The following is a 26,169-nucleotide window of genomic DNA, read 5'->3' as shown; positions in this document are numbered from 1 at the left end:
CCGCGAAGGGCCGCAAAGCGGCCCCCGCTTTTACTTCGCTAGACCCGCAAGCGGGCAGTGCAGTACCAGCCTGGCCCCACCCAATTCGCTTTCGCCGATCTCCAGCCCGAACCCATGCAGGTCGACGATTGCCGCCACGATCGACAACCCCAGCCCGAAGCCGGCATGGCGGTGGCCTTCATCGCTGCGATAGAACCGTTTCAGTACGGCCGTCCGCTCTTCTTCGGGAATACCTGGCCCGCTATCCTCGATCGCCATGTGCACGCCGTTGTCATCCAGCGTGGCGCTTATGCGCACCCGACCACCCTCGGGCGTAAACTTGATCGCGTTGCCCACCAGATTCGCCAACGCCTCGAACAGCAGCTCGCGATCGCCGTGCAGTGCCGGTAGCTGCGCAGGTTGGTGCAATTGCAGATGAATGCCGCCATCTTCGGCCAATGGCAGGTAAAAATCGTGCAGTTCTACCAGCAGTTCATGCGGGTCAAGCTGGACGAAGCCGGCGCGGCGCTGGCGGTCTTCCAGCTCGCTGATGCGTAACAACCCGCGAAAGCGCGCCATCAAGGTGTCGGTTTCGCCGATGGCCTGGTCCAGCGCTTCGGCTTGCGCAGAATCCACGTCGCTTTGCTGGCGAATACGGTACAGCTGGGCGCGCAGACGGGTCAGCGGTGTGCGCAGGTCATGGGCAATGTTGTCGCATACACCCTTGACCTCATGCATCAGCCGTTCGATACGGTCGAGCATGGCATTGACGATCGCCGCAAGCATGTCCAGCTCGTCGCGACGGGCCGACAGTGGCAGGCGGTGGGTCAGGTCGCCGGCGACGATCAGTTCGGCCTGGGCCTGGATCGCCCGTATACGCTTGAGCGGCCTGCGCCGTAGCAGGTACCAACCGGCAAAACCCGGGATCAGGGTCAGCGAGATGCCCCAGAGCAGGGCGTGCAGGATGATCCGGGTAACCACGAACAACGAGCCATTGTCACGCACCAGCACCAGCCACCGGCCATCCTGTACCTTGATTGCCACCGCGTCGCAGCTGTCGCGGGGCATGCGTGGGTCGTCGGCATCCAGACAGCGTTCCAATTCATGGATCTTGCCGTCCAGTCTGAGCTCTGGGGGCAAGGCTCGCACGGTGCCGCCAATCGGGTTGAGCTGGCTATCGAACAGGCCGTAGGCGTCAAAGCTGCGCTCCTCGAAGGCCTGGCTGGCAATCAGGGCGTCGTCCAGTTGCTTGCCGCTCATGTGGGCGAACAGGTGCTGGCGTTGCAGCATGGAGTGACGGGTGAGTTTGTTCAGGTAGCTGGATACCTCGAAGTACAGCACCCCCATGAGGATGCTGCTCCAGGCCACGAACAGAAAGCTGTACAGCGCCAGCAGGCGGCTGGTCGAAGAGCTCCAGCCTTTAGACGGGTTCAGCAATGGCATAGCCGGAGCCCCGTACCGTACGGATCAGCGGCGACTGGCCGGGTGAGTCGATCTTTTTGCGCAGGCGGCCAATGTGCACGTCGATCAGGTTGGTGCCCGGGTCGAAGTGATAGCCCCAGACCTCCTCGAAAATCATCATCCGCGTGATCACCTGGCCGCTGTGGCGCATCAGGTACTCCAGCAGCTTGTATTCGGTGGGCAACAGGTTGAGGGTGTTGTCACCGCGGCGCGCTTCGTGGCTGATCAGGTCCAGCTGCAGATCGGCAACCTGCAAGCGGGTCTGGGTCATGGGGACGCTGTTACGGCGCAGCAGTACCTCGACTCGCGCAGCCATTTCGTCGGAGGCGAACGGCTTGGTCAGGTAGTCGTCCCCGCCGGCACGCAGGCCGCGCACCCGCTCATCGACGTCGGAGAGGGCGCTGATCATCAGGATCGGCGTAGCGATCTTGAGGTTGCGCAGGGTGGTGACGATGGTCAGGCCGTCGACCTCGGGCAGCATGCGGTCCAGGGTGATCAGGTCGTAGCCGCCCGCAATGGCTTTGGCCAGGCCTTCGCGGCCATTGTCGGCCCAATCCACTTCCAGACCGTGGCTGGTCAGTTCGGCGACGATTTCCTGGCCGGTGACGGCGTCGTCTTCGATGGTCAGTACGCGAGGCATGCTGGTTCCTGGGCATCTAATGGAGAACTGATTGTGCCAAAGAATAGACAACCGGCGATTTAAGAAAAATTCATCTAGCGGGCACCGATGCCTTCGGCATGCATGATCTGCGCAATGATCGGTACCGGTGTCATCAGGTGCGAGCGCATCATGGCGCTGGCAGTTTTGGCATCCCGGGCGAGGATCACCTCGACCAGTGCCGCATGCTCCTGGCGCTTGAGCGCCAGCGCCTGTTCGGAAAACACCGTCTGCGTCAGCCACAGGTGGCGGTAGCGCTCGGCCTGATCGAACAGGTAGGTGCGTGCCTGCAGCAGGTGCTTGGAGCCGCAGCCCGAGGCAATGGCAGTATGGAACGCCTTGTGCCGCTCGTCCCACACATCCAGCCGCTGCTCGCGGGTTTTCACTTCCACCACCTTGGCCAAAGTATGCGAGTGGGCCAGCACCGACGCCTCCCAGGCATCGTCACCGCGCTCGATGGCCAGGGCAATGATCATCGCTTCCAGGTTGGCGCGGGCGTCGTAGATGTCGTTCATCTCATCCAGCGACATGGGCGCTACCCGGTAGCCTTTCTGACTGATCGCGTTGACCAGGTGCTCGGCCACCAGTTGCGACAGTGCTTCGCGCAGCGGGCCCACACCGAGGTCGTAGCGTTCCTTGAGGGCGCTCATCAATAGCTTTTCACCGGGCTTGAACACCCCGCGGATGATGTCCTTCTTGAGCCTCTCATACCCGCTGAATGCTGAGTTTTGTCGGGGGGCGAGCGCTTCCAAGATCCTGTTCCTCAAAACGTTTTGCCGATCATACCGAAACCCTCTGCCGACGAAAAACAATGGACAAACGCGGCTAGTGTCGTTGAAACATAAAAATGTAGACATTTTTACTTAGTGGCGATATTTTTACCTCGCCCGCACTGATCCAGGTCATGACCGGACGGCGCCACCTACTTTTTTAGCCAGGACACTGCCATGAACGCCTTTACGCAGATCGACGAACTTGTCATGCCACTGCCGCTCGAACCGCAGGGCTACACCATCGCCCCCTCGAAACAGTCGCCGCGCCTGCTTGAATTGACCTTTGCCCGGGAAACCGTCGAAGCGTTCGTGCAGGCCGTTGCCCAATGGCCGGTGCAGGCATTGGAGTACAAGTCGTTCCTGCGTTTTCGCGTAGGCGAAATCCTTGACGAGCTGTGCCAGGGCACGCTGCGCCCTGTGCTGCTCAACACCATCCTCGACCGCGCCACAGGTGGCATGCTGATTACCCCGATCGGCCTGGACGACGTGAGCCAGGCCGAAGACATGGTCAAGTTCACCACCGCCTGTGCACACCTGATCGGCCGTTCCAACTATGACGCCATGAGTGGCCAGTTCTATGCGCGCTTCGTGGTGGTCAACAGCGACAACTCCGACAGCTACCTGCGCCAGCCGCACCGTGTGATGGAGCTGCACAACGACGGTACGTTCGTGAACCAGATCACCGACTATGTGCTGATGCTGAAAATCGACGAAAAGAACATGGAAGGCGGCAACTCGCTGCTGCTGCACCTGGACGACTGGGAAGAGTGCGAGGCGTTCTTCCGTCACCCGATGGCACGTCGCGAAATGCGCTGGACCGCACCGCCGAGCAAAAAGGTTGCCGAAGATGTGTTCCATTCGGTATTCGACACCGATACCGAAGGCCGGCCGACCATGCGCTACATTGACCAGTTCGTGCAGCCGGAGAACTACGAGGAAGGTATCTGGCTGAACGCCTTGTCCGAGTCGCTGGAAGGCAGCGGCAAGAAGGTCTCGGTACCGGTAGGCGTAGGCAGTTTCCTGCTGATCAACAACCTGTTCTGGCTGCATGGCCGCGATCGCTTCACCCCACACGAGGGCCTGCGCCGCGAACTGATGCGCCAGCGTGGTTACGTCGCCTTCCCCAAGCCGCTGTACCAGCGCGGGCAATAATGACAGGGCGCGGGGCGGGCGCTCGCCCACGCGTTTTTGCACAAAACAATGCCACCAGGCCCCGTGCGGGCCTTGGTGAGCCTGCCAGGCAATGCCTGCGTGTGAGGTAAGGCTGTGTACGATTTCATCATTATTGGCGGCGGGATTGTGGGCATGTCCACGGCCATGCACCTGATCAAGGTCTACCCGGACGCGAAGATTCTCCTGCTGGAGAAAGAGTCCGGCCCGGCCCGCCATCAGACCGGCCATAACAGTGGCGTGATCCACGCCGGCGTGTATTACACCCCCGGCAGCCTCAAGGCGCGTTTCTGCCTGGAAGGCAACAAGGCGACCAAAGCCTTCTGCACCCGGCACGGCATCCGTTTCGATGAGTGCGGCAAGCTGCTGGTCGCCACCAACGATCTGGAAATGCAGCGCATGAAGGCGCTGTGGGAGCGCACGGCGACCAATGGCCTGGAACGCTACTGGCTGTCGGCTGACGAGTTGCGCGAGCGTGAGCCCAACATCGTCGGTATGGGGGGCATCTTCGTGCCGTCCAGCGGCATCGTCAACTACGCGCAGGTCACCGCTGCGATGGGCGCAGAGTTCCAGCGTGCCGGCGGCGAAATCCGCTATGGCGCAGAAGTGGTCGGCCTGCAGGAACAGGCAAATGAAGTGATCGTGCGCACCCAGCGCGATGAATTGCGCAGCCGTTTCCTGGTGACCTGCTCGGGGCTGATGGCCGACCGCGTGGTGAGCATGCTCGGTCTGCGTACCGAATTCGTGATCTGCCCGTTCCGTGGCGAATACTACCTGCTGCCCAAGCAGCACAATCAGATCGTCAACCACCTGATCTACCCGATTCCCGACCCGTCGATGCCCTTCCTGGGGGTGCACCTGACCCGCATGATCGACGGCACCGTCACCGTAGGCCCCAACGCCGTGCTGGCGATGAAGCGCGAGGGCTACCGTAAGACCGATGTCAGCCCCAGCGACCTGTTCCAGACCCTGACCACGCCCGGCATCCTCAAGGTGCTGGCGAAGAACTTCCGCCCGGGCCTGATCGAGATGAAGAACTCGCTGTTCAAGGGCGGGTACCTCAAGCAGGTGCAGAAGTACTGCCCGAGCATTACCAAAGCCGACCTCACGCCTTACCCGGCCGGCGTGCGTGCCCAGGCGGTGTCGCGCGACGGCAAGCTGATCGACGATTTCCTGTTCGTCAACACCGCACGCAGTGTCAACGTGTGCAACGCACCGTCGCCAGCTGCTACCTCGGCCATCCCGATCGGCGCCTACATCGTCGAGAAGGTGTGCGAGCAGGTCGGCCTGCAGGGCGGCAGCTTCCCCAAGGCCGACCTGTCGGCCAACCAGAGGGCTGCCAGCTGACACCCCGGTAACACCTCCTGCGGTTTCGTTTTACTCAACCCGTACTGCCCTGCTCACCATTCAGGGCAGGGCGGGCTTTTTCGCGCCTGCGTCGGTGACGTGCAGCCGGCGGCCCCTGCGTGGGCATGACAAAAACAACAAGGTAGCGCCATGCAAACCCACAAGAACAATTTGAGTCATGGATTGAAATCACGGCATGTCACCATGCTGTCCATTGCCGGCGTGATCGGCGCCGGGCTGTTTGTCGGCTCTGGCCGCGCCATCGCCGAAGCGGGGCCTGCCACCATCCTGGCTTATATCCTGGCGGGCGGCCTGGTGGTGCTGGTGATGCGCATGCTGGCCGAAATGGCGGTTGCCTCCCCGGACACCGGCTCGTTCTCAACCTACGCTGACCTCGCCATCGGCAAATGGGCCGGTTACACCATCGGTTGGCTGTACTGGTGGTTCTGGGTGCTGATCATTCCGATCGAGGCCAATATCGCCGCTACCATCATCAACTCCTGGGTCCCGCAGATGGAGATCTGGGTGTTGTCGTTGGTGATCACGTTGCTGCTGACGGCCACCAACCTGTTCAGCGTGAAGAATTACGGTGAGTTCGAGTTCTGGTTGGCACTGGTCAAGGTGGTGGCCATCGTCAGCTTCATCGCCCTGGGTGTTTGCGCCATTTTCGGCCTGTTGCCGGGGTCCGGCGTCAGCGGCGTCTCGCGCCTGTGGGATACGGGGGGCTTCATGCCCAACGGCTTTGGTGCGGTGCTGAGCGCGATGCTGATCACCATGTTCTCGTTCCTCGGGGCCGAGGTGGTGACCATCGCTGCGGCTGAATCCGACGAGGCGGGCAAGCATATTTCCAAGGCCACCAATTCGGTGATCTGGCGGATAACGCTGTTCTACATCCTGTCGATCTTCATCGTCATCGCATTGGTACCGTGGACCGACCCACGCCTGGCGACCGAAGGCTCTTATGTCACGGTGCTGGACACCCTCGGCGTGCCAAATGCCAAGGCCATCATCGACTTCGTGGTGCTGACGTCGGTGACCAGTTGCCTCAATTCGTCGCTGTACACCGCCTCGCGCATGGTCTATTCGCTTAGCCGCCGTGGTGATGCCCCGGCCTGTGCCCAGATAACCAGCCGCAGTGGTACACCCGTGGTGGCAGTCTTGTTGTCGACGGGGGCTGCCTTCCTGGCGGTGATCGCCAACTACCTGGTGCCGGCTCAGGTGTTTGGCTTCCTCATGGCCAGCTCCGGTGCCATTGCCTTGCTGGTGTATCTGGTCATCGCCATTTCCCAGCTGCGCCTGCGCCAGCGCCTGGCGGCACAGGGTAAGACACTGGGTTACCGCATGTGGCTGTTCCCGTGGCTGACCTGGGGCGTGATCCTGTTCATCAGCGGCGTACTGGTATTGATGCTGTTCCGCCCGGATCATCGCCTGGAAGTGGTCTCGACGATGGTGCTGGCGGTGTTGGTGGTGTGCTCGGGGGTGCTGGTGACCCGGCGCCGGGCACGCGGCGGGGCGGTGGCTGGCGTAGGGCAGGGCGCCTGATTCGTCCGGTCTGAAGACAGACGAGCAAGTCGCATCAGGCTGTGAGAGGATGTCCGCCAACAAAGCCAGGACCCTGAACGCAGCCTGATGAAGACACCTAAAAGAATCGAACCGTTGATCGAAGACGGCCTTGTCGACGAAGTACTACGGCCGTTGATGAGTGGCAAGGAAGCCGCTGTGTACGTGGTGCGCTGTGGCAGCGAGGTACGTTGCGCCAAGGTCTATAAAGAAGCCAACAAGCGCAGTTTCCGCCAGGCCGCCGAATACCAGGAGGGCCGCAAGGTACGCAACAGCCGTCAGGCCCGGGCCATGGCCAAGGGCAGCAAGTACGGCCGCAAAGAAGCCGAAGATGCCTGGCAGAACGCCGAAGTGGCAGCGCTGTTCCGTTTGGCCGCCGCAGGTGTGAGGGTGCCCAAGCCTTACGACTTCCAGGATGGCGTGCTCCTGATGGAGCTGGTCACCGATGCCGATGGTGATGCGGCCCCGCGCCTGAACGACGTTCACCTCGAAGCGGAGGATGCCCGCGCGTTCCACGCCTTCGTCATTCGCCAGATCGTGCTGATGCTGTGCGCCGGAATGGTGCATGGCGACCTGTCCGAGTTCAACGTGCTGCTCGGCCCGGACGGGCCGGTGATCATCGACCTGCCGCAGGCAGTGGACGCAGCCGCCAACAATCACGCCTTCAGCATGCTGCAGCGCGATGTGGACAACATGGCCCATTATTTCGGGCGCTTTGCCCCGGAGCTGAAAAGCACCCGCTATGCGCAGGAGATGTGGGCGTTGTACGAGGCCGGCGAGTTGCTGCCCGACAGCCCGTTGACCGGGGTGTTCGAGGATGACGAACATGAAGCTGACGTAACCGGGGTGATGCGCGAGATCGACGCCGCCCGGATGGACGACGCTCGCCGCCGTGCAGCACGCGCCGAGGCTGAGCATGGGCCGGCCAAGGCAGAGGAAGTGACGCCGCCCTGGCTGCAGTAATTTATTCCTGTACCGGCCTCTTCTCGGGTAAACCCGCACCTTCGGGATTTGTGGGCGCGGTTTTGCCCGCGAAGAGGCCAACACAGGCAAACCCCGGTCGTTGCCATTGACGCAAGACACAATCTCGTCATTTAGCCTTTTCACTGGCGCGCGACAGGCATAAGGTATACGCCGTTCAAATTCCCTGGAGCTGTCATGTCCAACCAATTCCCGTCCGTTCGTCCCCGCCGCCTGCGCCAGAACGAGTCCCTGCGCACGATCTTCCAGGAAACCGAGTTCCGCCTTGAAGACCTGATCCTGCCGATTTTCGTCGAAGAGGGCATCGATGATTTCGTGCCGATCACCAGCATGCCCGGTGTCAATCGTATCCCCGAGAAGCTGTTGGCCCAGGAAATCGAGCGCTATGCCCGCGCCGGTATCAAGTCGGTGATGACCTTTGGCGTATCGCACCACCTGGATGCCGATGGCAGCGACACCTGGAACGAAAACGGCCTGGTTGCGCGCATGTCGCGTATCTGCAAGGACACCGTGCCGGAAATGGTGGTGATGTCCGACACCTGCTTCTGCGAATACACCAGCCACGGCCACTGCGGCGTGCTGCATGACCATGGCGTGGACAACGACGCCACCCTGGCCAACCTGGGCAAGCAGGCCGTCATCGCCGCTGCTGCCGGTGCCGACTTCATTGCCCCCTCGGCGGCGATGGACGGCCAGGTGCAAGCTATCCGCAGCGCGCTGGACGGTGCCGGTTTCCACGACACCGCGATCATGGCCTACTCGACCAAGTTCGCCTCGTCGTTGTATGGCCCGTTCCGTGAGGCCGGCGGCACTGCACTGAAGGGTGACCGCAAAAGTTACCAGATGAACCCGATGAACCGCCGCGAAGCGGTGCGCGAGTCGCTGCTCGACGAGCAGGAAGGCGCGGACGTGCTGATGGTCAAGCCGGCCGGTGCCTACCTTGATGTGATCGCCGACATCCGCGCCGCTTCGCGCCTGCCACTGGCGGCGTACCAGGTGAGTGGCGAGTATGCGATGATCAAGTTCGGTGGCCTGGCCGGTGCCATCGACGAAGGCCGGGTGGTGCGCGAAAGCATTGGCGCAATCAAGCGTGCCGGTGCCGACCTGATCCTGACCTACTTCGCCATGGACCTGGCGCGCGACGGTATCTGAAGCCAGGCCTTGGGCATGAAAGCCGCTGCCATTGCAGCGGCTTTTCTTTGGGCGCCGTTGGGGGGGGCCGCAAACACACAAAAAAACAGTAAGCGCTGAATTATTTAGTGTCCCGTTGTATCTGATCCCTTAGAGCATTCATCGACAGGGATACGGGTATGAAACCTCGCAAGAAAAGCGTCCAGCCAATCGGCCTGAAGGACATCACCATCGTCGACGACGCCAAGATGAAGAAGGCGATCACGGCCGCCGCGCTGGGCAACGCCATGGAGTGGTTCGACTTTGGGGTATATGGCTTCGTCGCTTATGCCTTGGGCAAGGTGTTTTTCCCCAACGCCGACCCCAGCGTGCAAATGATCGCGGCTTTGGCCACCTTCTCGGTGCCGTTCCTGATCCGGCCCCTTGGCGGGTTGTTCTTCGGCGCCTTGGGCGACAGGTTCGGGCGGCAGAAAATCCTCGCCGCGACCATCGTGATCATGTCCCTGAGCACCTTCGCCATCGGCCTGATACCGTCCTATGCAAGCATTGGTATCTGGGCGCCCATCCTGTTGCTGCTGGCCAAGATGGCCCAGGGCTTTTCGGTGGGTGGCGAATACACCGGTGCCTCGATCTTCGTTGCCGAGTACGCGCCTGACCGCAAGCGCGGCTTTCTCGGCAGCTGGCTGGATTTCGGTTCGATTGCCGGCTTTGTGCTGGGCGCAGGGGTGGTGGTGCTCATTTCCACGGTGCTGGGTGAAGAACAATTCCTCGAATGGGGCTGGCGCCTGCCGTTCTTCCTGGCCCTGCCGCTGGGCATCATCGGCCTTTACCTGCGCCATGCGCTGGAAGAAACACCTGCGTTCCAGCAGCACGTCGACAAGCTGGAACAGGGCGATCGTGAAGGCCTGGCCTCCGGGCCCAAGGTGTCGTTCAAGGAGGTGGCCACCCAGCACTGGCGCAGCCTGGTGACCTGCATCGGCGTGGTAATCGCCACCAACGTCACCTACTACATGCTGCTTACCTACATGCCCAGCTACCTGTCGCACAACCTGCACTACAGCGAAGACCATGGCGTGCTGATCATCATCGCGATCATGGTCGGCATGCTGTTCGTGCAGCCGATCATCGGCCTGCTCAGCGACAAGTTTGGCCGACGGCCGTTCATCATCGTCGGCAGTGTCGGCCTGCTGGCCTTGGCCATTCCGGCATTCATGCTGATCAACAGTGGGGTGCTTGGGCTTATTTTCGCCGGCCTGCTGATCATTGCCGTGTTGCTGAACTTCTTCATCGGCGTCATGGCCTCGACGCTGCCGGCCATGTTCCCCACGCACATCCGTTACAGCGCCCTGGCCAGCGCCTTCAATATCTCGGTGCTGATCGCCGGCCTTACTCCAACCCTCGCTGCGTGGCTGGTGGAGACCACAAACGACCTGTACATGCCGGCCTATTACCTGATGGTGATCGCTGCTGTCGGCCTGGTCACCGGCCTGACCATGAAGGAAACCGCCAACAAGCCCCTGCGCGGCGCCGCCCCTGCGGCGTCAGACATCGAAGAGGCGCGTGAACTGCTGCAGGAGCACCACGACAACATCGAGCAGAAGATCGAGGACATCGATGCGCAGATCGCCGAGTTGGAAACCAAGCGCGAAAAACTGGCACAGCAGCACCCGCGTATCGAATGATCAGCGCGGCATGTAGCCACGCTGCCAGGAGCGCGGTATGAACCGCGATACCAATGCCAGCACGCAGGCCAGCGCACAACTGCCGGCCAGCGCCTGCAGGCCCAGGTGTTGTTGCAACCAGGCGCCGAGCGCGGCGCCCAGCAACATCCCGGCCCAAGGTATCAACTGGACCCGCCAGCCATTGCGCCGCTCGCCCAGCAGCCAACGCCCCAGACCGCGGCCGAAACGCGACAGGGCGCCCGTCACGTAAGTCAGGCCGATGGGCAGGCCATTCACCTGTTCCACGACCGCATTGATCATGCCCATGGCCAGCGTGGCCGCCAACAACGCAGGGAAGGTGGCCGGCAACGGCCACGCTGCCGCGAAAGCCAGCAGTGCGGCAACCACCAACAGCACCGGCCAGGCTCGACGGCGCAATCCGCGAGCCAGGAGCACACCCAGCGCATTGCCCGCAACGAAGCCCAGTACGGCGCCACTGAGGCGTAGCACAAGGGCCAGGTCAGCTTCACTGATGGCCACCGCCAGGCGTGTGGTGTTACCACTCATGAACGACACGAAATCGCCCAGTGCCAGCAAGCCGATGGCATCGGTCATGCCGGCCAGCACCGACAGGGCGGCGACCAGGCCAAGGCCGACGCGACCGCGCATTACCTGCAGGCGCAAACGCCTGGCTGTGCGCGCGGGGAGGGCGTTAGGGAGCATGTGCAGGCCTCAGGGCAACAGGTTTTCGCGGGCCAGGGTACCTTTGATGGTGCGCTCTACCACATCGACCAGCACCATGGTCTGGTGGTCGACCTCGATGTTGAGCAGTTCACCTGTGTGGTAGCTGGCGAAGGTAGTCTGACGCAGGGTTTCCGGGATCAGGTTGATGGTGATCACGTTATCCTCCACGTCAGCGACCGTCAGGCTGCAGCCATTGACCCCGATGAAACCGCGCGGGAACACGTACTTGCCCCATCGCGGCGGCATGCGGAACTTGATGAAGGCGCCGGTTTCCTTGATCGACAGCTCGACGATCTCGGCGGTGGTGGCGATGTGGCCGGCCATCAGGTGGCCGCCGACTTCGGCGTTCATCTTCGCTGAGCGTTCGATGTTCACGCTCCGGCCAGGCTTGAAGCTGCTCAGATTGGTGCGTTCGAGGGTAGCGGTCATGGCGTCGAACCTGACCTGGCTGCCGTCGATTTCGGTCACGGACAGGCAGGTACCTTCGACACTGACGCTGGCACCGATTTTCAGTTCGTCGAGCAGTTCCGGGGTGAGGTCGATGGTGAATTGGTTGTGGCCCGGGTAGGTGGTCACATCAAGCAGAGGGCGGACGGCCTGGACGATGCCGGTGTACATGGAGTTGCTCCTGGGCACGGAAAAGAAAACTTCCGAACGCTATGCCCGTAGCGCCGTAAATGCAAGACCGGCTTCTTGGCTGGCAAGCCGGCTTGCGAGTCTGGCGCCTGCGCGGGGCAGGCGGCGTGCTTGCGGGCGAAACCGGTTTGCCGACGGCAGGGCCACGCCAGATTCAAACATGCCCGCTGCTGTTGACGATCCTCAGGCACAGCGCCTCGTAGGGGTCCAGGTTCACCATCAGGCGCCCGTCCTCGGTCAAATCGCCTTCGACCGTCTCGTTGATCATGTCGACCACCGGCCCAGGTGTGAAGCCGGTCAACAGCAGTTCCTCGGCAATTGCCTCCTGGCCGAAGTTCAGCGCAGTGATCTGGATACCGCGCCCGGCTGGCAACTCATGCACCATCACCAGCAGCCCTGGGCTGCGTACCTCAGGTACCAGCACCTGACGGCTGGTGGCGATGCCGTAGGCCTGGCGCACAGCCAGCAGTTTCTTCACCTGGCAGGCAAATGAATCACCCTCGTCCAGCTGGCTGTCGAGGCTGCCGTAAAGCGACCGGGCACGCGGCATGCCACGCACCGAAGCCGCCGCCTGTGGGTCAAGCCCGGCCAGGTCATAGCCGCCTCGGTGAATCCAGCGGGTATCGCCGTCGAGCATGCGTTCGGCCACCGCTTCGGCGGGCAAGGGCAGGGCACCGACCAGGTCCCAGCCGGACAAGGCGACTACCCCCGGCTGCATGGCGTTGTACATGACCAGCAGCAGGTGCACCTTCTTGATCAATTCGATATCCGTTGCGCCAATCTGTTCGAGGTCGCGAATACCCAGTGCAGCGGCGATCAGGCTGGCGGTGGTGCAGGCAATGCCGTTGGTCACGAAGCGCAGGTTGTACGGCGCATGCTCCCCCGACAGCCGTTCGTAGATCTCTTCGCGGATATGTTCGCGCAGGATGCTGCCAGGCAGGGTCTGGCCCTTGTACAGGTACATGTCGTGCGCGTGCAGTGTCCAGAAGTGCACCAGCTCCACGGTCAGCTCGTCATGGTTTTGCAGGGCATGGATCAGCGAGGCCGGGTCGATGCCGAAGGCGTGCATCTCCTTGAGCATCAGGCGCAGGAACTCGGTGTCGCCGGTCAGCAGCGCATGCTGGTAGGCCGGCCGGGTAATGAAATCGTAGGACAGGTCGGCACCGCCCCTGGACATCTGTGCGATGTCGTCGAGGGTCAGGTTCAGCTCCTGGAAGCTGAAACCGCCGGCCTTGCGGATCATGCCACCGATCAGCTGGTTGCCGACGAGCGACAGCGGGTGGCTTTCCGACCAGGCGGTGCCGCTGGCGCGGGTTTCCACGCCGAGAAAGCCGTTGGCGTCCAGGCGCAGGCCGCGTGCACCCAGGCAGTCCAGCGCGTGCAACGCGTCACCAATGATCATTTGTTGGGCGGCGAAGGTAGGGTCCAGCCAGTTCAGCGAGGGCTGGCCTTCCTTGAAGTAATGCAGGTACACCCAGCGGCGGGTCTTGCCGTCGACGCCTGTGATCGGCGGCGTGGCGCTCCAGTCGGTTTCCTTCACGCCCGGCTCGAAGAAGATTACCCGCTGCAGCTGGCCAACGATGTAATGGCGCGCCTTCAGTTCGTCACACTGAGCTGGCAGTAAATTGACCGCATCGCGCCCGGCGGGCACCTCGGGCAGCAGCGTCCAGTCTTCTTCGCGGATCTCGACCATGTGGTACAGCCCCGGGTAGGGGCCATGGGCGATCTCGGCCAGGCGGAAGTCGGCGCCCTTGCCGGTGTGCGAGGGGATCAGGTCGTCGATGGTCACGGCATTGTGCGCAGCGGCCATGCGGCTCATCTGGATCAGTTCCTGCTCGCTGCCGTACAGCGGGTCGATGTCGAAGCTGATGCGGTCGAAGTTGCCGTCCACACTGGGGGTGAGTTCGCGGCCGCGGATGCCACCAGACAGTTTGATCGGGCCCGTGTGCAACCCCTGCACGCCAATCTCCGACAGGCGCTTCCACAACGCTTCGTGGGCCAGGGCACCGAGTACCGAGCAGCCCTCGGGCGCGATGATGGCGTCGGGGTAGACGGTCAGCCACACCGAGGCGATTTCGGTGGCGCGGCGTGGCTGGGCCTCGGCGTACGGTTGTTGCCACAGGCGCGACTGGCCTGAGTACAGGCTGGCGCGCGCCTGGGAGGCCTTGAGCATGGCGCGGTCTTCGAGCCATTTGACGTACGACGGGTCGGGCTGGGTCATTTCGCGTCCTCTTTGCGTGTCGGCACCGGCTCAGGTTATGACGGCGCTGCGGCCTGAACGTTCGGCCCGAGATGGGTGTTGGTTTCTTCGCGGGCTTGCCCGCTCCCACAGGCTCCCATACCGCTGAAGATTTGCGCTGCACCTGTGGGAGCGGGCGCGCCCGCGAAGAGGACGGGCTTGCAAAGGCAGGCTCAGCGCCGGGCCGACAACTGCTGCGGTGCCAGAAACGCATCATGAAAGTAATTGCGCACCGCCTGCATCGCCGGGCTGAATGCCCGTTCCCGATGCCAGGCCAACCCCACGCTCATCGGTGTGACCGGGTCGCTGATGGTCACCGTCTCGATGCGCTTGCCCTCCAGCGACCACGGCCGGTGCACCAGGTCCGACAGGATCGCCACACCGCTGCCATTGGCGACCATGCTGCGCACGGCCTCCACCGAGCTGGTCCGCACCCTTACGCTTGGCCGTTGCCCGGCCTGCTCCCAGTAGCGCATGGCACTGTGCTCGGCCTCATCCACGGTCAACAGGATGAACGGCTCACAGGCCACCTCGGTCAGGCTCACGGCCGAGCGCTCGCACAGTGGGTGATGCCCGGGCAGCCACAGCCGGCGCTCGGAGTTGAACAGGGTTTCCGAGACGATGTCGGGGTGGGTGAGGTTGGCGGTGAGCACCACCGCCATGTCGAAACGCCCCTCCAGCAGGCCTTGCTCGATGGCGCTGCGCTCCTGCTCGTACAGCTCCAGGGTCACGTCCGGATGCCAGTGCTCCAGGCGCTGCAAGTGGTGCGGCAGGAAGTAGCCGATCACCGTGTAACTCGCCGCCAGGCGCAACAGGCCACTGGCGCGCACGTCCGGAAGCGGGCTGTTCAACGCATCGTCGACACTGCGCAGGATGACGTAGGCCCGGTTCAAGAAGTGCCGGCCGGCTTCGGTCAGGCTCATGCCTTGGGCCGAGCGCTGGAACAACAGCACGCCGAGCATCGCTTCCAGCTCCTTGATGGCCGTGGTCACTGCCGACTGGGAGATGTTCAGGTGGATTGCCGCTTGGGAGATCTGGCCGATTTCAGCGGTGGCAACGAAGTAGCGGACCTGGCGCAAGGTGAGTGACACGGTAGGCTCCCGGGGTATCTGATTTTCAGAAGGTACCCCATCTGTTTATAGATCTTCCCAAGGGGGTGTAGAGAATCTAACGTGGCTTGCATGCAGTCACAAGTGCCAGGAGACGCGGTCATGCAAGCAGTGGATTTCAACTCGGACATGGGTGAGGGCTTTGGCCCGTGGACGATTGGCGACGGCGTCGATCACGAACTGATGGGCTACATCAGCAGCGCCAACATCGCCACCGGTTTCCACGCCGGCGACCCCGGCACCATGCGCCGCACCGTCGAGCGCGCCAAGGCCCTTGGGGTTGCGGTGGGAGCACACCCGGGTTTCCGCGACCTGGTCGGCTTTGGCCGCCGGCACATCAATGCCTCGGCGCAGGAACTGGTGGACGACATGCTCTATCAATTGGGCGCGCTGCGTGAAATCGCTCGTGCCCAGGGCGTGCGCCTGCAGCACATCAAGCCGCATGGGGCGCTGTACATGCACTTGGCGCGTGACGAAGAAGCGGCGCGCTTGCTGGTGCAGAACCTGCGGGTGATCGAGCCCGAGTTGCTGCTGTACTGCATGCCGGGTTCGGTGATCTGCCGCATTGCCCAGGAAATGGGGCAGCCGGTGATTCGCGAGTTCTATGCCGACCGCGAGTACGACCTGAGCGGGTCGATCGTGTTTACCCGCAATGTGCGTGGCTATGAGCCCCAGGCCGTCGCCGAGCGGGTGCTGCGTGCTTGCCGCCAAGGCGTGGTGCGCACGGTCGAAGGCCAGGACCTGGCGATCGAATTCGATTCCATTTGCCTGCACAGTGACACCCCGGGCGCGCTGGACCTGGTCGAGGCCACGCGCAAGGCACTGGATGCGGCCGGCATCGTGGTGCGTGCACCGCGCTGAACCCGTCAGGCATCCGGCAAACAGACACGCCGGAGCCCGTGCATTTTGTTTTCGCCTGCCTTTCTATAAAGATTCCAAGAAAAGGAACTGTCATGGCCGAACCGCTTGCTACAACCCCGATCCGTTACAGCTTCGGCGCCGACGAGCACCTGTTTGCCGAAGTCAGCGAAAGCATGTCGCTGGAGGCCTTTTTCAAGGGTATGGCCGTCACCCGTGCGGTGGAGCGCATGGCCCTGGATGGCGTGCTTGATGTGTGCCTGGCCAATGCGTCGTTCCAGGTCCGCTTCGACCCGGACCGTATCGCCCCCGAGGCACTGCTCGAAGCCGTGCGCGGCGCCGAAGCGCAGGCGGTGGCCGAGCGTTCGTTGCAGACGCGGATCATCGAGATCCCGGTGCTGTACAACGACCCCTGGACCCATGAAACCCTGATGCGCTTTCGGGATCGCCACCAGGACCCGACCAGCACTGACCTGGAGTACGCTGCGCGCATCAACGGCCTGGCCGATGTCGAGGCCTTCATCGCCGCCCACAGTGGCGCGCCATGGTTCGTGTCGATGGTCGGCTTTGTTGCCGGCCTGCCGTTCATGTTCCAGATGGTCGAGCGCCAGCGGCAGCTGCAGGTGCCCAAGTACCTGCGCCCCCGTACCGACACGCCCAAGCTCACCCTGGGCCATGGCGGCTGCTTTGGTTGCATCTACTCGGTGCGCGGGGCCGGGGGCTACCAGATGTTTGGCGTCACCCCGGCACCGATCTACGACCCGCAGCAGACCTTGAATTACCTGAAAGAGCACATGGTGTTCTTCCGCCCGGGTGACATCGTGCAGTTCAAGCCTATCGACCGCCGCACCTACGACCAGGCGGTGGCGGAGGTGGAGGATGGCTGCTTCGACCTGCGCATTCGCCCGGTGACGTTTTCCCTGGACGCCTTCCTCGCCGACCCGGTCGGCTACCCCAAATCGTTGCAGGAGGTGCTGGCATGATCAAGGTACTCAAACCGGGCTTGGCCACTTCTGTACAGGACCTGGGCCGCGAAGGTTACTACCACCTGGGCATTCCACCGTCCGGCGCACTCGACCAGTACGCCTTGAGCGCAGCCAACCACCTGGTGGGCAACCCGGCCGGCGCTGCGGGCCTGGAGTGCGCGCTGGTGGGGCCGGAGCTGGAGTTCCAGCAGGACGCACTGGTCGCTGTGTGCGGCGCGCAGATGCCAGCGTTGCTCGATGGCCGCGAGCAGCGCCCGGACACGGCGTTTGCCGTGCGGGCCGGGCAAGTGTTGCGTTTCGGCTTTCCAACAGCGGGCGCCCGGGCCTACCTGGCAGTGGCCGGAGGCATCGATGTGCCCGAGGTACTGGGTAGCCGGTCCACCTACGCGCTAGGCGCGTTGGGTGGCTTTCATGGGCGCAAACTGATGGCGGGCGACCTGCTGCCGGTCGGCGTGCCCAGCGGCAAGACCCGTGCCGGTGCAAGCTTGCCCATGGCCCTGCGTCAGGCCTTGGGGGGCGAGGTGGTGTTGCGGGTGGTGCCTGGGCTGTACTTTCACCGCCTGACCGAAGCTGCAGCACAACGTTTCTTCACCGATGCCTGGACCGTTGGCTCCGAAGCGGACCGCATCGGTTATCGCTACAAAGGCGGCAGCGCCTTGAGTTTCCAACCGCGCGAGCAGCCGTTCGGTGCGGGGTCGGATCCGTCCAATATCGTCGACAGCTGCTACCCGATCGGATCGATCCAGGTGCCGGCGGGGTTGGAACCGATCATCCTGCATCGCGATGCAGTGTCGGGGGGCGGCTACGCCATGATCGGCACGGTGATCAGTGCCGACCTCGACCTGATCGGGCAGATGCAGCCCAACCAGCAAGCGCGGTTCCTGCCGGTGAGCCTGGAGCAGGCACTGGAGGCGCGGCGTTCGTACAAGAAGAAGCTGGCCTGCCTGGCCAGGCTCTTCAGTTGAGCATGATGTTTTCGCTGTAGCAGCGGCCTTGTGCCCGACGGGGCCGCAACGGGCTCCGCGGCTACGCCGAGCGCGCAGGTTTGCTGATGGTCTTGCCGGTTTGCGAGGCCACCTCAAGGGCTTGGCCGTCCCGCTGTTTGCCTTGGCGCGCCAGGCCTTCAAGCTGCGGTATCAGCATGCCTTCCGGCAAATGCCGCCAGAACCGCCCAGGCATGTGCAGGCGCAAGGCGTCCGGGTTGAGGCGGGCCGGGTTGAAGGTGTGGCGGTAGTAGGTGCGCCAGAGTTCGGCGCCGGGGTCTTCGGCATTGCGGGCCCACTGGCGCCAGGGCTCGGGGCACTGTCGCTGGTAGTCGAACGACTGGCCGTCGAAGCGAATGCCATCCTGTGGCGTGGCAATCAACCAGCGCAAACGCCCCAGGCGGTCGGCAAAATGCGCGCTGGCACTGTGCAGAATGTCGTGTGCCGGCTCGTGATAGGCCACCAGCTCCAGTTGCAAGTGCTCAGCCAGTTCATCAGGCAGCGGCACGAAGCGTACAAACGCGTGCAAGTGATGTGCCTCGCGGGTTACCTGCTTGATGCGCCGTTGCAGCTCACTGCCCAGCCGGTCACCGGCCAGCATTGCCGTGCGGTCGCCATGGGCGACGCGCCACAGCACTTCATACAGCAGGTTCCAGCGCTGTTCGCCACGGTAGCGAGAGGCCTGCTCCAACTGGCTCAGCAGTGCGGCCGGGACTTTGGCCCGGAAAGGGCCAGGCCCTTCAGGCGGCGCTGCCGGCACGGCCAGCAGGTCCGCCATCGGGCCTTGCGACCAGGTGACTTCCGACGGGTCGATGCCATGGCTCAACAACACCCGGGCCTGGTCGCGCCAGGTGGCGAACAGGTCGTCGCAGTCGAGTGCGATCACCCCCATAACCCCATCTGCACGGGCGCTGGCGGCTCACTCAAGCGCGCGCGTAGCAAGCCGCTGCGCAGCTCGGCCTGGGCGGGGCGGTAGTCGCTGGTGACGATGAACGGCCGTGCCTTGTCCAGCACGCAGCGCAGCTGGATCAAGTCGTCATAACGGATGCGCCGCTCCCGGCGCAGGGCGACCAGGCGCTGTACGCTGCGCAGGCCGATGCCGGGGATACGCGCCAGTAGCGCAGGTTCGGCGCGGTTCACGTCCAGCGGGAAGACTTCGCGGTTGGCCAGCGCCCAGGCCAGCTTGGGGTCGATGTCCAGTGCCAGGTTACCGCTGTGGCCCAGCAGCTCGCCAGCCTTGTAGCCATAGCCACGCAGCAGAAAGTCGGCTTGATACAGGCGGTGTTCGCGTAGCAGCGGTGGTGCGGCGAGGGGCACGCTGCCGGGGCTGTCGGGGATCGGGCTGAAGGCGGAGTAGTACACGCGCTTGAGGCCGTAGCCCTGGTACAGCGACTCGGCATTGCGCAGCAAAGTACTGTCGTCGGTGCTGTCGGCGCCGACGATGACTTGGGTGCTCTGCCCGGCCGGGGTAAAGCGCGGCGCCCTGGGCTCGTTGGCCACGGCCTGCTGGCCCTGATGAATCACGCCCATGGCCTGGCGAATGGTGCGCCCTTGCTTTTCCGGCGCCAGGCGCTTGAGGCTGGCGTCGGTGGGCAGTTCGATGTTGACGCTGAGGCGGTCGGCCAGGCGCCCGGCTTCTTCGATCAGCAGCGGGTCGGCATCGGGGATGGCCTTGAGGTGGATGTAGCCGCGGAAGCTGTGCTCTTCGCGCAGCAGCCGGGCCACACGGATCAGCTGCTCCATGGTGTAGTCCGCCGAGCGGATGATGCCGGAGCTGAGGAACAGGCCGCTGATGCAGTTGCGCCGGTAGAAGTCCAGGGTCAGGCGTACCACTTCCTCGGGGCTGAAGCGCGCGCGTGGCACGTTGCTGGAGCGGCGGTTGACGCAGTACTGGCAGTCATACAGGCAGAAGTTGGTCAGCAGTACCTTGAGCAGTGATACGCAGCGGCCGTCGGGGGTGTAGCTGTGACAGATACCCATGCCATTGGTAGCACCCAGGCCGTCAGCGCCGCGCGAGTTACGCTTGGGCGCGCCGCTGCTGGCGCAAGATGCGTCGTACTTGGCGGCATCGGCCAGGATGCCGAGTTTGGCGATGAGTTGCATGGCGCTGCCTCGCAATACTGAATATTCATACAGTATTTTGAGATTTGATGGATTGCAAGCAGTTTGCGCCAGCCATGCCCGACCCTAACCGTCAGCTAAGCTTTGGCTGAGTCTTGCAGGCAACGAGGCATTGGAGAGGTTATGACGATCACCATCAAGCCAACATTGGCGCTGGCCGGTCTGGCGTGGGCAATCGCTATGCTCAATGCCCAGGCTGCAGAAACCCGAAAGGTCGATGTGCTGCTGGTAGGCGGCGGCATCATGAGTTCCACCTTGGCTGTGTGGCTCAACGAACTGGAACCCGGCTGGTCGATGGAAATGGTCGAGCGCCTGGACAAGGTGGCCGAAGAAAGCTCCAACGGCTGGAACAATGCGGGTACCGGCCACTCGGCCCTGGCTGAGCTGAACTACACGCCGGAAAAAGACGGCAAGATCGACATCAGCAAAGCGGTGGAAATCAACGAATCTTTCCAGGTGACCCGGCAGTTCCTTGCCTGGCAAGTGAAACAGGGCGTGCTGAAAAACCCGCATTCGTTCATCAACACCACCCCGCACATGAGCTTTGTCTGGGGCGATGACAATATCCGCTTCCTGAAGAAGCGCTACGAGGCGCTGCAGGCCAGCCCCCTGTTCAAACCCATGCAGTATTCCGAAGACCACGAGCAGATCCGCAAGTGGGTACCCTTGATGATGGAAGGGCGTGACCCCAATCAGAAGCTGGCCGTGACCTGGACGCCGATCGGCACCGACGTCAACTTTGGCGAGATCACCCGGCAGTATGTGGGTTACCTGCAGACGCGGCCGAACTTCGATCTCAAGCTGTCGAGCGAAGTGCAGGACATCACCCGTAACGACGACGGTTCCTGGCACGTCGAGTACAAGAACCTGAAGAATGGCAGCAAGGCAGCCACCGATGCCCGGTTCCTGTTCATCGGCGCTGGCGGGGCGGCACTGCCGCTGCTGCAGAAGTCGGGTATCGACGAGGCCAAGGACTATGGCGGCTTCCCGGTCGGTGGCTCGTTCCTGGTCACTGACAACCCGGCTATCGCCCAGCGTCACATGGCCAAGGCCTATGGCATTGCCGCAACCGGTGCGCCGCCCATGTCGGTGCCGCACCTGGACACCCGGGTACTTGATGGCAAGCGCCTGATCCTGTTTGGGCCGTTCGCCACCTTCTCGACCAAGTTCCTCAAGCAGGGCTCATTGCTTGACCTGCTCGCCAGTACCAGCGTGCACAATGCCTGGCCGATGGTGCGGGTAGGGGTACGCGAGTTCGACCTGGTGCAGTACCTGATCGGGCAGGTGCTGCAATCGGACGATGACCGCTTCGAAGCGCTGCGCACCTACTTCCCCGGGGCGAAGAAAGAAGACTGGCGGCTGTGGCAGGCGGGCCAGCGGGTGCAAATCATCAAGAAAGACGAAGCGTTGGGCGGTGTGCTCAAGCTCGGTACCGAGGTGGTGACGTCCAGGGACGGCAGTATCGCCGGCTTGCTGGGGGCCTCTCCCGGTGCGTCGACCGCTGCGCCTATCATGCTCGACGTGTTGAACAAGGTGTTCAAGAACAAGGTGGCGTCGCCCGAGTGGCAGGCCAAGATCAAACAGATCATCCCGTCCTATGGCATCCGCCTGAACGACCACCCGGATCAGCTAGAGAAGGAGTGGGCATATACCAACGAGGTGCTGCAGCTTGAGCCGCCTGTCAGTCCACAGCGCCCTGAGTCCATAAGACCGGCTGACAGCCAGGGAGTGGCCAGCCGGTAATCATTGCAGTCAAGCTGGCGCAATCTTGCCACGTCCGATGCCGTAGTAAGTCAGCCCTGCCGAGGCCATGTGCTCGGGTTCGTACAGGTTGCGGCCATCGAACACCACCCGGTCGGCCAGCTGCTGCGGCACCTCGTCCAGGTTGAGCACACGGTAGTCCTGCCATTCGGTGACGATCACCAGGGCATCGGCGCCCCGCAACGCATCGTCCTTGCAGGGCACCAGTTGCAAGTCGGCACGCGGGCCGTAGTGGCGCCGGATTTCTTCCATGGCCTGAGGGTCGTGGGCCTGCACCCGTGCGCCCGCGGACCACAACGCTTCCAGCAGGACCCGGCTGGAGGCTTCGCGGATATCATTGGTATTGGGCTTGAACGACAACCCCCACAGGGCAAACACCTTGCCCCGCAGGCCGCCAGGGTAGTGGCGCTGGATCTTGCTGAACAGCCGGCCCTTCTGCTGCTCGTTGACCGACTCTACTGCGCGCAGCAACTGCGTCTCGAAGCCCTCTGCCTCGGCACTGTGGCGCAGGGCTTGCAGGTCTTTGGGGAAGCACGAGCCGCCAAAACCGCAGCCGGCGTAGATGAAGTCATAACCGATGCGCGGGTCCGAGCCGATGCCACGGCGCACCATTTCGATGTCGGCCCCCAGGTGCTCGGCCAGGTTGGCGATTTCGTTGATGAAGGAAATCTTGGTGGCCAGCATGCAATTGGCTGCGTACTTGGTCAGCTCGGCACTGCGCGCGTCCATGACCATGAACTTTTCGCGGTTGCGGTTGAACGGCAGGTAAAGCTCGCGTAGCAACTCCACTTCGGCCGCTTCTGCGCCGCCGATGATAATGCGCTGGGGGCGCATGCAGTCATCCACCGCAGACCCTTCCTTGAGAAACTCCGGATTGCTGATCACCTGGAAGCGGCTGGTATCGGCCACGGCCTGGGCGATGCGTGCCTTGATGCGGTGTACCGTACCCACCGGCACGGTGGACTTGTTGACGATTACTTTGGGCCCGTCAGCATGTTCGAGGATGCTGTCGACCACGGCGAAAACGTGCTTCAGGTCGGCGCTACCATCGGCTTGCGGCGGAGTACCGACGGCAATGAATTGCAACCTGGCATAGTTGGCAGCCATTGCGGCATCAGTGGTGAAGCGCAGCCGACCGCAGGCGAGGTTCTTCTCCAGCAGCGGCGCAAGGCCGGGCTCGAAGATCGGGCAATGGCCTTCACTCAGGCTGGCCACCCGATCGGCATCGACATCCATGCACAACACCGAATGGCCCACCTGGGCCAGGCACACCGCCTGGGTCAGGCCGACATAGCCGGTTCCGAAAACCGTGACCTTCATTTGACAGCTCCTTGATAGGAAAGCTGAAAAAAAATGTCACATCCTTGTTTAGGAATTGTTACCTGAAGGATGTTTTCGTGGGCCATGAGGCCTTTATTCCACTTCGCCCAGGCAGAGCATCTAAACTTAATGACAGCTCGCGTTAGCGCGTTGTACCGCGAACGAAAACCCTTGAACCGACCACCGCCTTCCCGGAGCGGATGTCCCTCGTTGGCGATGGCCTTCTTGCAGAGGAGGGCAGGTCATGGACGAGGCAAGGCTTCACGATTTCATGGGCAAGCTGGTGGGCGACATGGGCGCGGCGGCGACGCTGGCCAATGTCATTCTCGGCGATGAACTGGGGCTGTACCGGGCCATGGCCGACAGCCAGGCGGTCACCCCTGAGCAACTGGCGGAAAAGACCGGCTGCCACCCGCGGCTGGTGCGAGAATGGTTGAATGCCCAGGCGGCATCGGGCTACATGGTCCATGACAAGGGCCGTTTTGTGCTGCCTGAAGAACAGGCCATGGCCCTGGCGCTGGAGGACTCTCCGGCCTACATGGCCGGCGGCGCGTCAGTGGTGGCGGCGCTGTTCCATGACAAGGACAAGCTGGTAGCCGCCATGCGCGGCGATGGCGGGTTGGCCTGGGGCGATCACCACCCGTGCATGTTCAGCGGTACCGAGCGGTTTTTCCGGCCGGGGTATCGCACCTTCCTGGTAGCGGATTGGCTGCCGGCACTGGAGGGTGTGTTGGCCAAGCTGCAGGCGGGCGCCAAGGTGGCGGATGTGGGGTGCGGTCATGGTGCCTCGACGCTGGTGATGGCGCAGGCGTTTCCGGCGTCGACCTTCGTGGGGTACGACTATCATCAGCCTTCGATCGTCACCGCCAACGCGCGTGCACGGGAAGCGGGGTTGGAGGGGCGGGTGAGCTTCCAGCAGGCCAGCGCCAAGGAGTACCCGGGGCATGACCATGACCTGGTGTGCTTCTTCGATTGCCTGCACGACATGGGTGACCCGGTCGGGGCAGCCAGGCATGCCTACCATGCTTTGAAAGCGGATGGCACGGTCATGCTGGTGGAGCCTTATGCCGAGGACTCGCTGGAGGGTAACCTGACACCGGTCGGGCGCTTGTTCTATGCGGCGTCGACGTTTATCTGCACGCCCAATTCGTTGTCGCAGGAAGTGGGGCTGGGGTTGGGTGCGCAGGCCGGGGAGGCGCGATTGCGGGCGGTCTTCGAGGAGGCAGGGTTCAGCAGGTTCCGGCGGGCGACGCAGACGCCGTTCAACCTGATTCTGGAGGCCCGCAAGTAGAGCGTGATCCTGCACCGGCCTCTTCGCGGGCTCGCCCACACAGGTTACGTGCTTGTTTCAGGCCTGTGAGCGCCTGGGCTGCCCGCGAAGTGGCTGGGCCTGGAAAGCAGAAGGGGCGCCATGTGGCGCCCCTTCTGTTTGTTGCTTAGGCTTCAGCGTCCCAAGGACGATCGCCTTTTTCATCTTTGACGCGGGTCGGCAGGCCCATCACGTCCAGCGCCTTGAGGAACGGCTCGGCTGGCAGCTCCTCGACGTTGACCATGCGCTTGGCATCCCACTCGCCACGGGCTACCAGCAGGGCGGCAGCCACTGGCGGTACGCCGGCGGTGTAGGAAATGCCCTGGCTGTCGGTCTCGGCGTAGGCTTCTTCGTGGTCGGCCACGTTGTAAATGAACACTTCGCGCGGCTGGCCATCCTTGGTGCCTTTGACCAGGTCGCCGATGCAGGTCTTGCCGGTGTAGCCAGGGGCCAGCGAGGCCGGGTCTGGCAGTACAGCCTTGACCACTTTCAGCGGTACCACTTCCAGGCCTTCGGCGGTTTTCACCGGTTGCTCGCTGAGCAGGCCCAGGTTTTTCAAAACCGTGAACACGTTGATGTAGTGCTCGCCGAAGCTCATCCAGAAGCGCACGTTCGGGACGTTGAGGTTCTTCGAAATCGAGTGAACTTCATCGTGGCCGGTCAGGTACAGGTTTTGCGAGCCTACCACTGGCAGGTCGTCGGTACGCTTGACCTCGAACATGGTGTTGCTGGTCCACTGGCTGTTCTGCCAGCTCCACACTTGTCCGGTGAACTCGCGGAAGTTGATTTCCGGGTCGAAGTTGGTGGCAAAGTACTTGCCATGTGAACCGGCATTGACGTCGAGAATATCGATCGAATCAATGCTGTCGAAATACTGTTGCTGCGCCAGCTTGGCGTAGCTGTTCACCACACCCGGGTCGAAACCGACGCCGAGAATGGCGGTAATGTTCTTTGCCTGGCACTCTTCGAGGTGTTTCCACTCGTAGTTGCCGTACCACGGTGGGGTCTCGCAGATCTTGCCCGGCTCTTCGTGGATGGCGGTGTCCAGATAGGCGACACCCGTATCGATGCAAGCACGCAGCACCGACATGTTGAGGAAGGCGGAACCCACATTGATCACGATCTGCGATTCGGTTTCGCGGATCAGCGCCTTGGTTGCCTCGACATCGAGGGCATTGAGCGAGAAGGCCTGGATGTCGGCGGGTACCTTGAGGCTACCCTTGGCCTTGACGCTGTCGATGATGGCCTGGCATTTGGAGATGTTCCGTGACGCGATGGCGATACGACCCAGTTCGTCGTTATGCTGCGCGCACTTGTGGGCCACCACCTTGGCGACACCTCCTGCACCAATGATAAGAACGTTCTTCTTCAATTTACCCTTT

22 protein-coding genes are annotated in these 26,169 nt (G+C 62.7%); 11 read left to right on the top strand and 11 right to left on the bottom strand.

Annotation, left to right across the window (positions count from 1 at the left end; all coding sequences use genetic code 11):
* Positions 1–30: 30 nt before the first annotated feature.
* The 3 genes from REH59_RS16655 to csiR form a co-directional block, all read right to left on the bottom strand.
* Positions 31–1,422 carry a sensor histidine kinase gene (locus REH59_RS16655; protein ID WP_014859286.1) on the bottom strand — a complete coding sequence of 464 codons (1,392 nt, stop codon included), beginning with the start codon at positions 1,420–1,422 and terminating at the stop codon, positions 31–33.
* Positions 1,400–2,080 carry a response regulator transcription factor gene (locus REH59_RS16650; RefSeq protein WP_003248078.1) on the bottom strand — a complete coding sequence of 227 codons (681 nt, stop codon included), beginning with the start codon at positions 2,078–2,080 and terminating at the stop codon, positions 1,400–1,402. The genes REH59_RS16655 and REH59_RS16650 overlap by 23 nt, the downstream gene beginning before the upstream one ends.
* 74 nt (positions 2,081–2,154) lie before the next feature.
* Entirely contained in the window at positions 2,155–2,850 is a 696-nt protein-coding gene (csiR, locus tag REH59_RS16645; protein ID WP_003248079.1) for a DNA-binding transcriptional regulator CsiR, read from the bottom strand.
* Positions 2,851–3,045: 195 nt separating this feature from the next.
* Between csiR and glaH the strand changes: the two genes are divergently transcribed.
* From glaH to proP, 6 genes are all read left to right on the top strand, one after another.
* Complete coding sequence (gene glaH / locus REH59_RS16640; RefSeq protein ID WP_014859285.1) at positions 3,046–4,023, top strand: glutarate dioxygenase GlaH; 978 nt, start codon at positions 3,046–3,048, stop codon at positions 4,021–4,023.
* A 114-nt stretch (positions 4,024–4,137) separates the two neighbouring features.
* On the top strand, positions 4,138–5,388 hold the full coding sequence (lhgO, locus tag REH59_RS16635) for an L-2-hydroxyglutarate oxidase (RefSeq protein ID WP_014859284.1): 1,251 nt from the start codon (positions 4,138–4,140) through the stop codon (positions 5,386–5,388).
* 150 nt (positions 5,389–5,538) lie between these two features.
* On the top strand, positions 5,539–6,930 hold the full coding sequence (gene gabP / locus REH59_RS16630) for a GABA permease (RefSeq protein WP_014859283.1): 1,392 nt from the start codon (positions 5,539–5,541) through the stop codon (positions 6,928–6,930).
* A gap of 87 nt (positions 6,931–7,017) precedes the next feature.
* The gene (locus tag REH59_RS16625) at positions 7,018–7,911 is read left to right on the top strand and encodes a PA4780 family RIO1-like protein kinase (RefSeq protein WP_003248085.1); all 894 of its coding nucleotides are present in this window, start codon (positions 7,018–7,020) and stop codon (positions 7,909–7,911) included.
* A 195-nt stretch (positions 7,912–8,106) separates the two neighbouring features.
* On the top strand, positions 8,107–9,081 hold the full coding sequence (gene hemB, locus REH59_RS16620; protein ID WP_003248087.1) for a porphobilinogen synthase: 975 nt from the start codon (positions 8,107–8,109) through the stop codon (positions 9,079–9,081).
* Between the two features lie 158 nt (positions 9,082–9,239).
* Entirely contained in the window at positions 9,240–10,742 is a 1,503-nt protein-coding gene (proP, locus tag REH59_RS16615; protein WP_014859282.1) for a glycine betaine/L-proline transporter ProP, read from the top strand.
* On the opposite strand, the gene REH59_RS16610 is transcribed toward proP, so the two are convergent.
* The 4 genes from REH59_RS16610 to REH59_RS16595 all read right to left on the bottom strand — a co-directional run bounded on the left by REH59_RS16610 (position 10,743) and on the right by REH59_RS16595 (position 15,431).
* Positions 10,743–11,444 (bottom strand): YoaK family protein, encoded by a 702-nt coding sequence (locus tag REH59_RS16610; RefSeq protein ID WP_003248091.1) that lies wholly within the window; start codon positions 11,442–11,444, stop codon positions 10,743–10,745. It abuts the gene before it with no gap.
* Between the two features lie 9 nt (positions 11,445–11,453).
* Positions 11,454–12,083 (bottom strand): riboflavin synthase, encoded by a 630-nt coding sequence (locus REH59_RS16605; RefSeq protein WP_003248093.1) that lies wholly within the window; start codon positions 12,081–12,083, stop codon positions 11,454–11,456.
* Between the two features lie 172 nt (positions 12,084–12,255).
* Entirely contained in the window at positions 12,256–14,322 is a 2,067-nt protein-coding gene (gene treS / locus REH59_RS16600) for a maltose alpha-D-glucosyltransferase (protein WP_014859281.1), read from the bottom strand.
* Between the two features lie 191 nt (positions 14,323–14,513).
* Entirely contained in the window at positions 14,514–15,431 is a 918-nt protein-coding gene (locus REH59_RS16595; RefSeq protein WP_014861075.1) for a LysR family transcriptional regulator, read from the bottom strand.
* Between the two features lie 120 nt (positions 15,432–15,551).
* On the opposite strand from REH59_RS16595, the gene REH59_RS16590 reads away from it, so the two are divergent.
* From REH59_RS16590 to REH59_RS16580, 3 genes are all read left to right on the top strand, one after another.
* The gene (locus tag REH59_RS16590) at positions 15,552–16,310 is read left to right on the top strand and encodes a 5-oxoprolinase subunit PxpA (protein WP_004576703.1); all 759 of its coding nucleotides are present in this window, start codon (positions 15,552–15,554) and stop codon (positions 16,308–16,310) included.
* 92 nt (positions 16,311–16,402) lie between these two features.
* Positions 16,403–17,290, top strand: coding sequence for a 5-oxoprolinase subunit B family protein (locus REH59_RS16585; protein WP_014861076.1), 888 nt, complete (start codon positions 16,403–16,405; stop codon positions 17,288–17,290).
* Positions 17,287–18,258 (top strand): biotin-dependent carboxyltransferase family protein, encoded by a 972-nt coding sequence (locus REH59_RS16580; RefSeq protein WP_014861077.1) that lies wholly within the window; start codon positions 17,287–17,289, stop codon positions 18,256–18,258. The genes REH59_RS16585 and REH59_RS16580 overlap by 4 nt, the downstream gene beginning before the upstream one ends.
* Before the next feature lie 61 nt (positions 18,259–18,319).
* On the opposite strand, the gene REH59_RS16575 is transcribed toward REH59_RS16580, so the two are convergent.
* Together REH59_RS16575 and REH59_RS16570 are read right to left on the bottom strand one after the other, a co-directional pair.
* On the bottom strand, positions 18,320–19,168 hold the full coding sequence (locus REH59_RS16575; protein ID WP_014861078.1) for a TIGR03915 family putative DNA repair protein: 849 nt from the start codon (positions 19,166–19,168) through the stop codon (positions 18,320–18,322).
* Complete coding sequence (locus REH59_RS16570; RefSeq protein ID WP_003248106.1) at positions 19,159–20,379, bottom strand: putative DNA modification/repair radical SAM protein; 1,221 nt, start codon at positions 20,377–20,379, stop codon at positions 19,159–19,161. The genes REH59_RS16575 and REH59_RS16570 overlap by 10 nt, the downstream gene beginning before the upstream one ends.
* Positions 20,380–20,520: 141 nt before the next feature.
* On the opposite strand from REH59_RS16570, the gene mqo reads away from it, so the two are divergent.
* On the top strand, positions 20,521–22,140 hold the full coding sequence (mqo, locus tag REH59_RS16565; RefSeq protein WP_014861079.1) for a malate dehydrogenase (quinone): 1,620 nt from the start codon (positions 20,521–20,523) through the stop codon (positions 22,138–22,140).
* A gap of 9 nt (positions 22,141–22,149) precedes the next feature.
* On the opposite strand, the gene REH59_RS16560 is transcribed toward mqo, so the two are convergent.
* The gene (locus REH59_RS16560) at positions 22,150–23,478 is read right to left on the bottom strand and encodes a UDP-glucose dehydrogenase family protein (protein ID WP_014861080.1); all 1,329 of its coding nucleotides are present in this window, start codon (positions 23,476–23,478) and stop codon (positions 22,150–22,152) included.
* A 244-nt stretch (positions 23,479–23,722) separates the two neighbouring features.
* On the opposite strand from REH59_RS16560, the gene REH59_RS16555 reads away from it, so the two are divergent.
* Complete coding sequence (locus REH59_RS16555; protein WP_014861081.1) at positions 23,723–24,769, top strand: class I SAM-dependent methyltransferase; 1,047 nt, start codon at positions 23,723–23,725, stop codon at positions 24,767–24,769.
* Between the two features lie 145 nt (positions 24,770–24,914).
* Here the strand turns inward: REH59_RS16555 and REH59_RS16550 are convergent, their stop codons facing one another.
* Positions 24,915–26,159, bottom strand: coding sequence for a saccharopine dehydrogenase family protein (locus tag REH59_RS16550; protein WP_003248123.1), 1,245 nt, complete (start codon positions 26,157–26,159; stop codon positions 24,915–24,917).
* Positions 26,160–26,169 lie beyond the last annotated feature (10 nt).

It is taken from the genome of Pseudomonas sp. BO3-4 (assembly GCF_034044115.1).
In the GTDB taxonomy this organism is placed as follows: domain Bacteria; phylum Pseudomonadota; class Gammaproteobacteria; order Pseudomonadales; family Pseudomonadaceae; genus Aquipseudomonas; species Aquipseudomonas alloputida.
This window is presented reverse-complemented; position numbering and strand designations above follow the sequence as displayed.

Bases quoted from the DNA above. Each gene is read 5' to 3' on its own strand.
- REH59_RS16655 (WP_014859286.1), bottom strand. From the start codon at position 1,422: ATGCCATTGCTGAACCCGTCTAAAGGCTGGAGCTCTTCGACCAGCCGC.
- REH59_RS16650 (WP_003248078.1), bottom strand. From the start codon at position 2,080: ATGCCTCGCGTACTGACCATCGAAGACGACGCCGTCACCGGCCAGGAA.
- glaH (WP_014859285.1), top strand. From the start codon at position 3,046: ATGAACGCCTTTACGCAGATCGACGAACTTGTCATGCCACTGCCGCTC.
- gabP (WP_014859283.1), top strand. From the start codon at position 5,539: ATGCAAACCCACAAGAACAATTTGAGTCATGGATTGAAATCACGGCAT.
- REH59_RS16625 (WP_003248085.1), top strand. From the start codon at position 7,018: ATGAAGACACCTAAAAGAATCGAACCGTTGATCGAAGACGGCCTTGTC.
- hemB (WP_003248087.1), top strand. From the start codon at position 8,107: ATGTCCAACCAATTCCCGTCCGTTCGTCCCCGCCGCCTGCGCCAGAAC.
- proP (WP_014859282.1), top strand. From the start codon at position 9,240: ATGAAACCTCGCAAGAAAAGCGTCCAGCCAATCGGCCTGAAGGACATC.
- REH59_RS16610 (WP_003248091.1), bottom strand. From the start codon at position 11,444: ATGCTCCCTAACGCCCTCCCCGCGCGCACAGCCAGGCGTTTGCGCCTG.
- REH59_RS16605 (WP_003248093.1), bottom strand. From the start codon at position 12,083: ATGTACACCGGCATCGTCCAGGCCGTCCGCCCTCTGCTTGATGTGACC.
- treS (WP_014859281.1), bottom strand. From the start codon at position 14,322: ATGACCCAGCCCGACCCGTCGTACGTCAAATGGCTCGAAGACCGCGCC.
- REH59_RS16590 (WP_004576703.1), top strand. From the start codon at position 15,552: ATGCAAGCAGTGGATTTCAACTCGGACATGGGTGAGGGCTTTGGCCCG.
- REH59_RS16585 (WP_014861076.1), top strand. From the start codon at position 16,403: ATGGCCGAACCGCTTGCTACAACCCCGATCCGTTACAGCTTCGGCGCC.
- REH59_RS16580 (WP_014861077.1), top strand. From the start codon at position 17,287: ATGATCAAGGTACTCAAACCGGGCTTGGCCACTTCTGTACAGGACCTG.
- REH59_RS16575 (WP_014861078.1), bottom strand. From the start codon at position 19,168: ATGGGGGTGATCGCACTCGACTGCGACGACCTGTTCGCCACCTGGCGC.
- REH59_RS16570 (WP_003248106.1), bottom strand. From the start codon at position 20,379: ATGCAACTCATCGCCAAACTCGGCATCCTGGCCGATGCCGCCAAGTAC.
- mqo (WP_014861079.1), top strand. From the start codon at position 20,521: ATGACGATCACCATCAAGCCAACATTGGCGCTGGCCGGTCTGGCGTGG.
- REH59_RS16560 (WP_014861080.1), bottom strand. From the start codon at position 23,478: ATGAAGGTCACGGTTTTCGGAACCGGCTATGTCGGCCTGACCCAGGCG.
- REH59_RS16555 (WP_014861081.1), top strand. From the start codon at position 23,723: ATGGACGAGGCAAGGCTTCACGATTTCATGGGCAAGCTGGTGGGCGAC.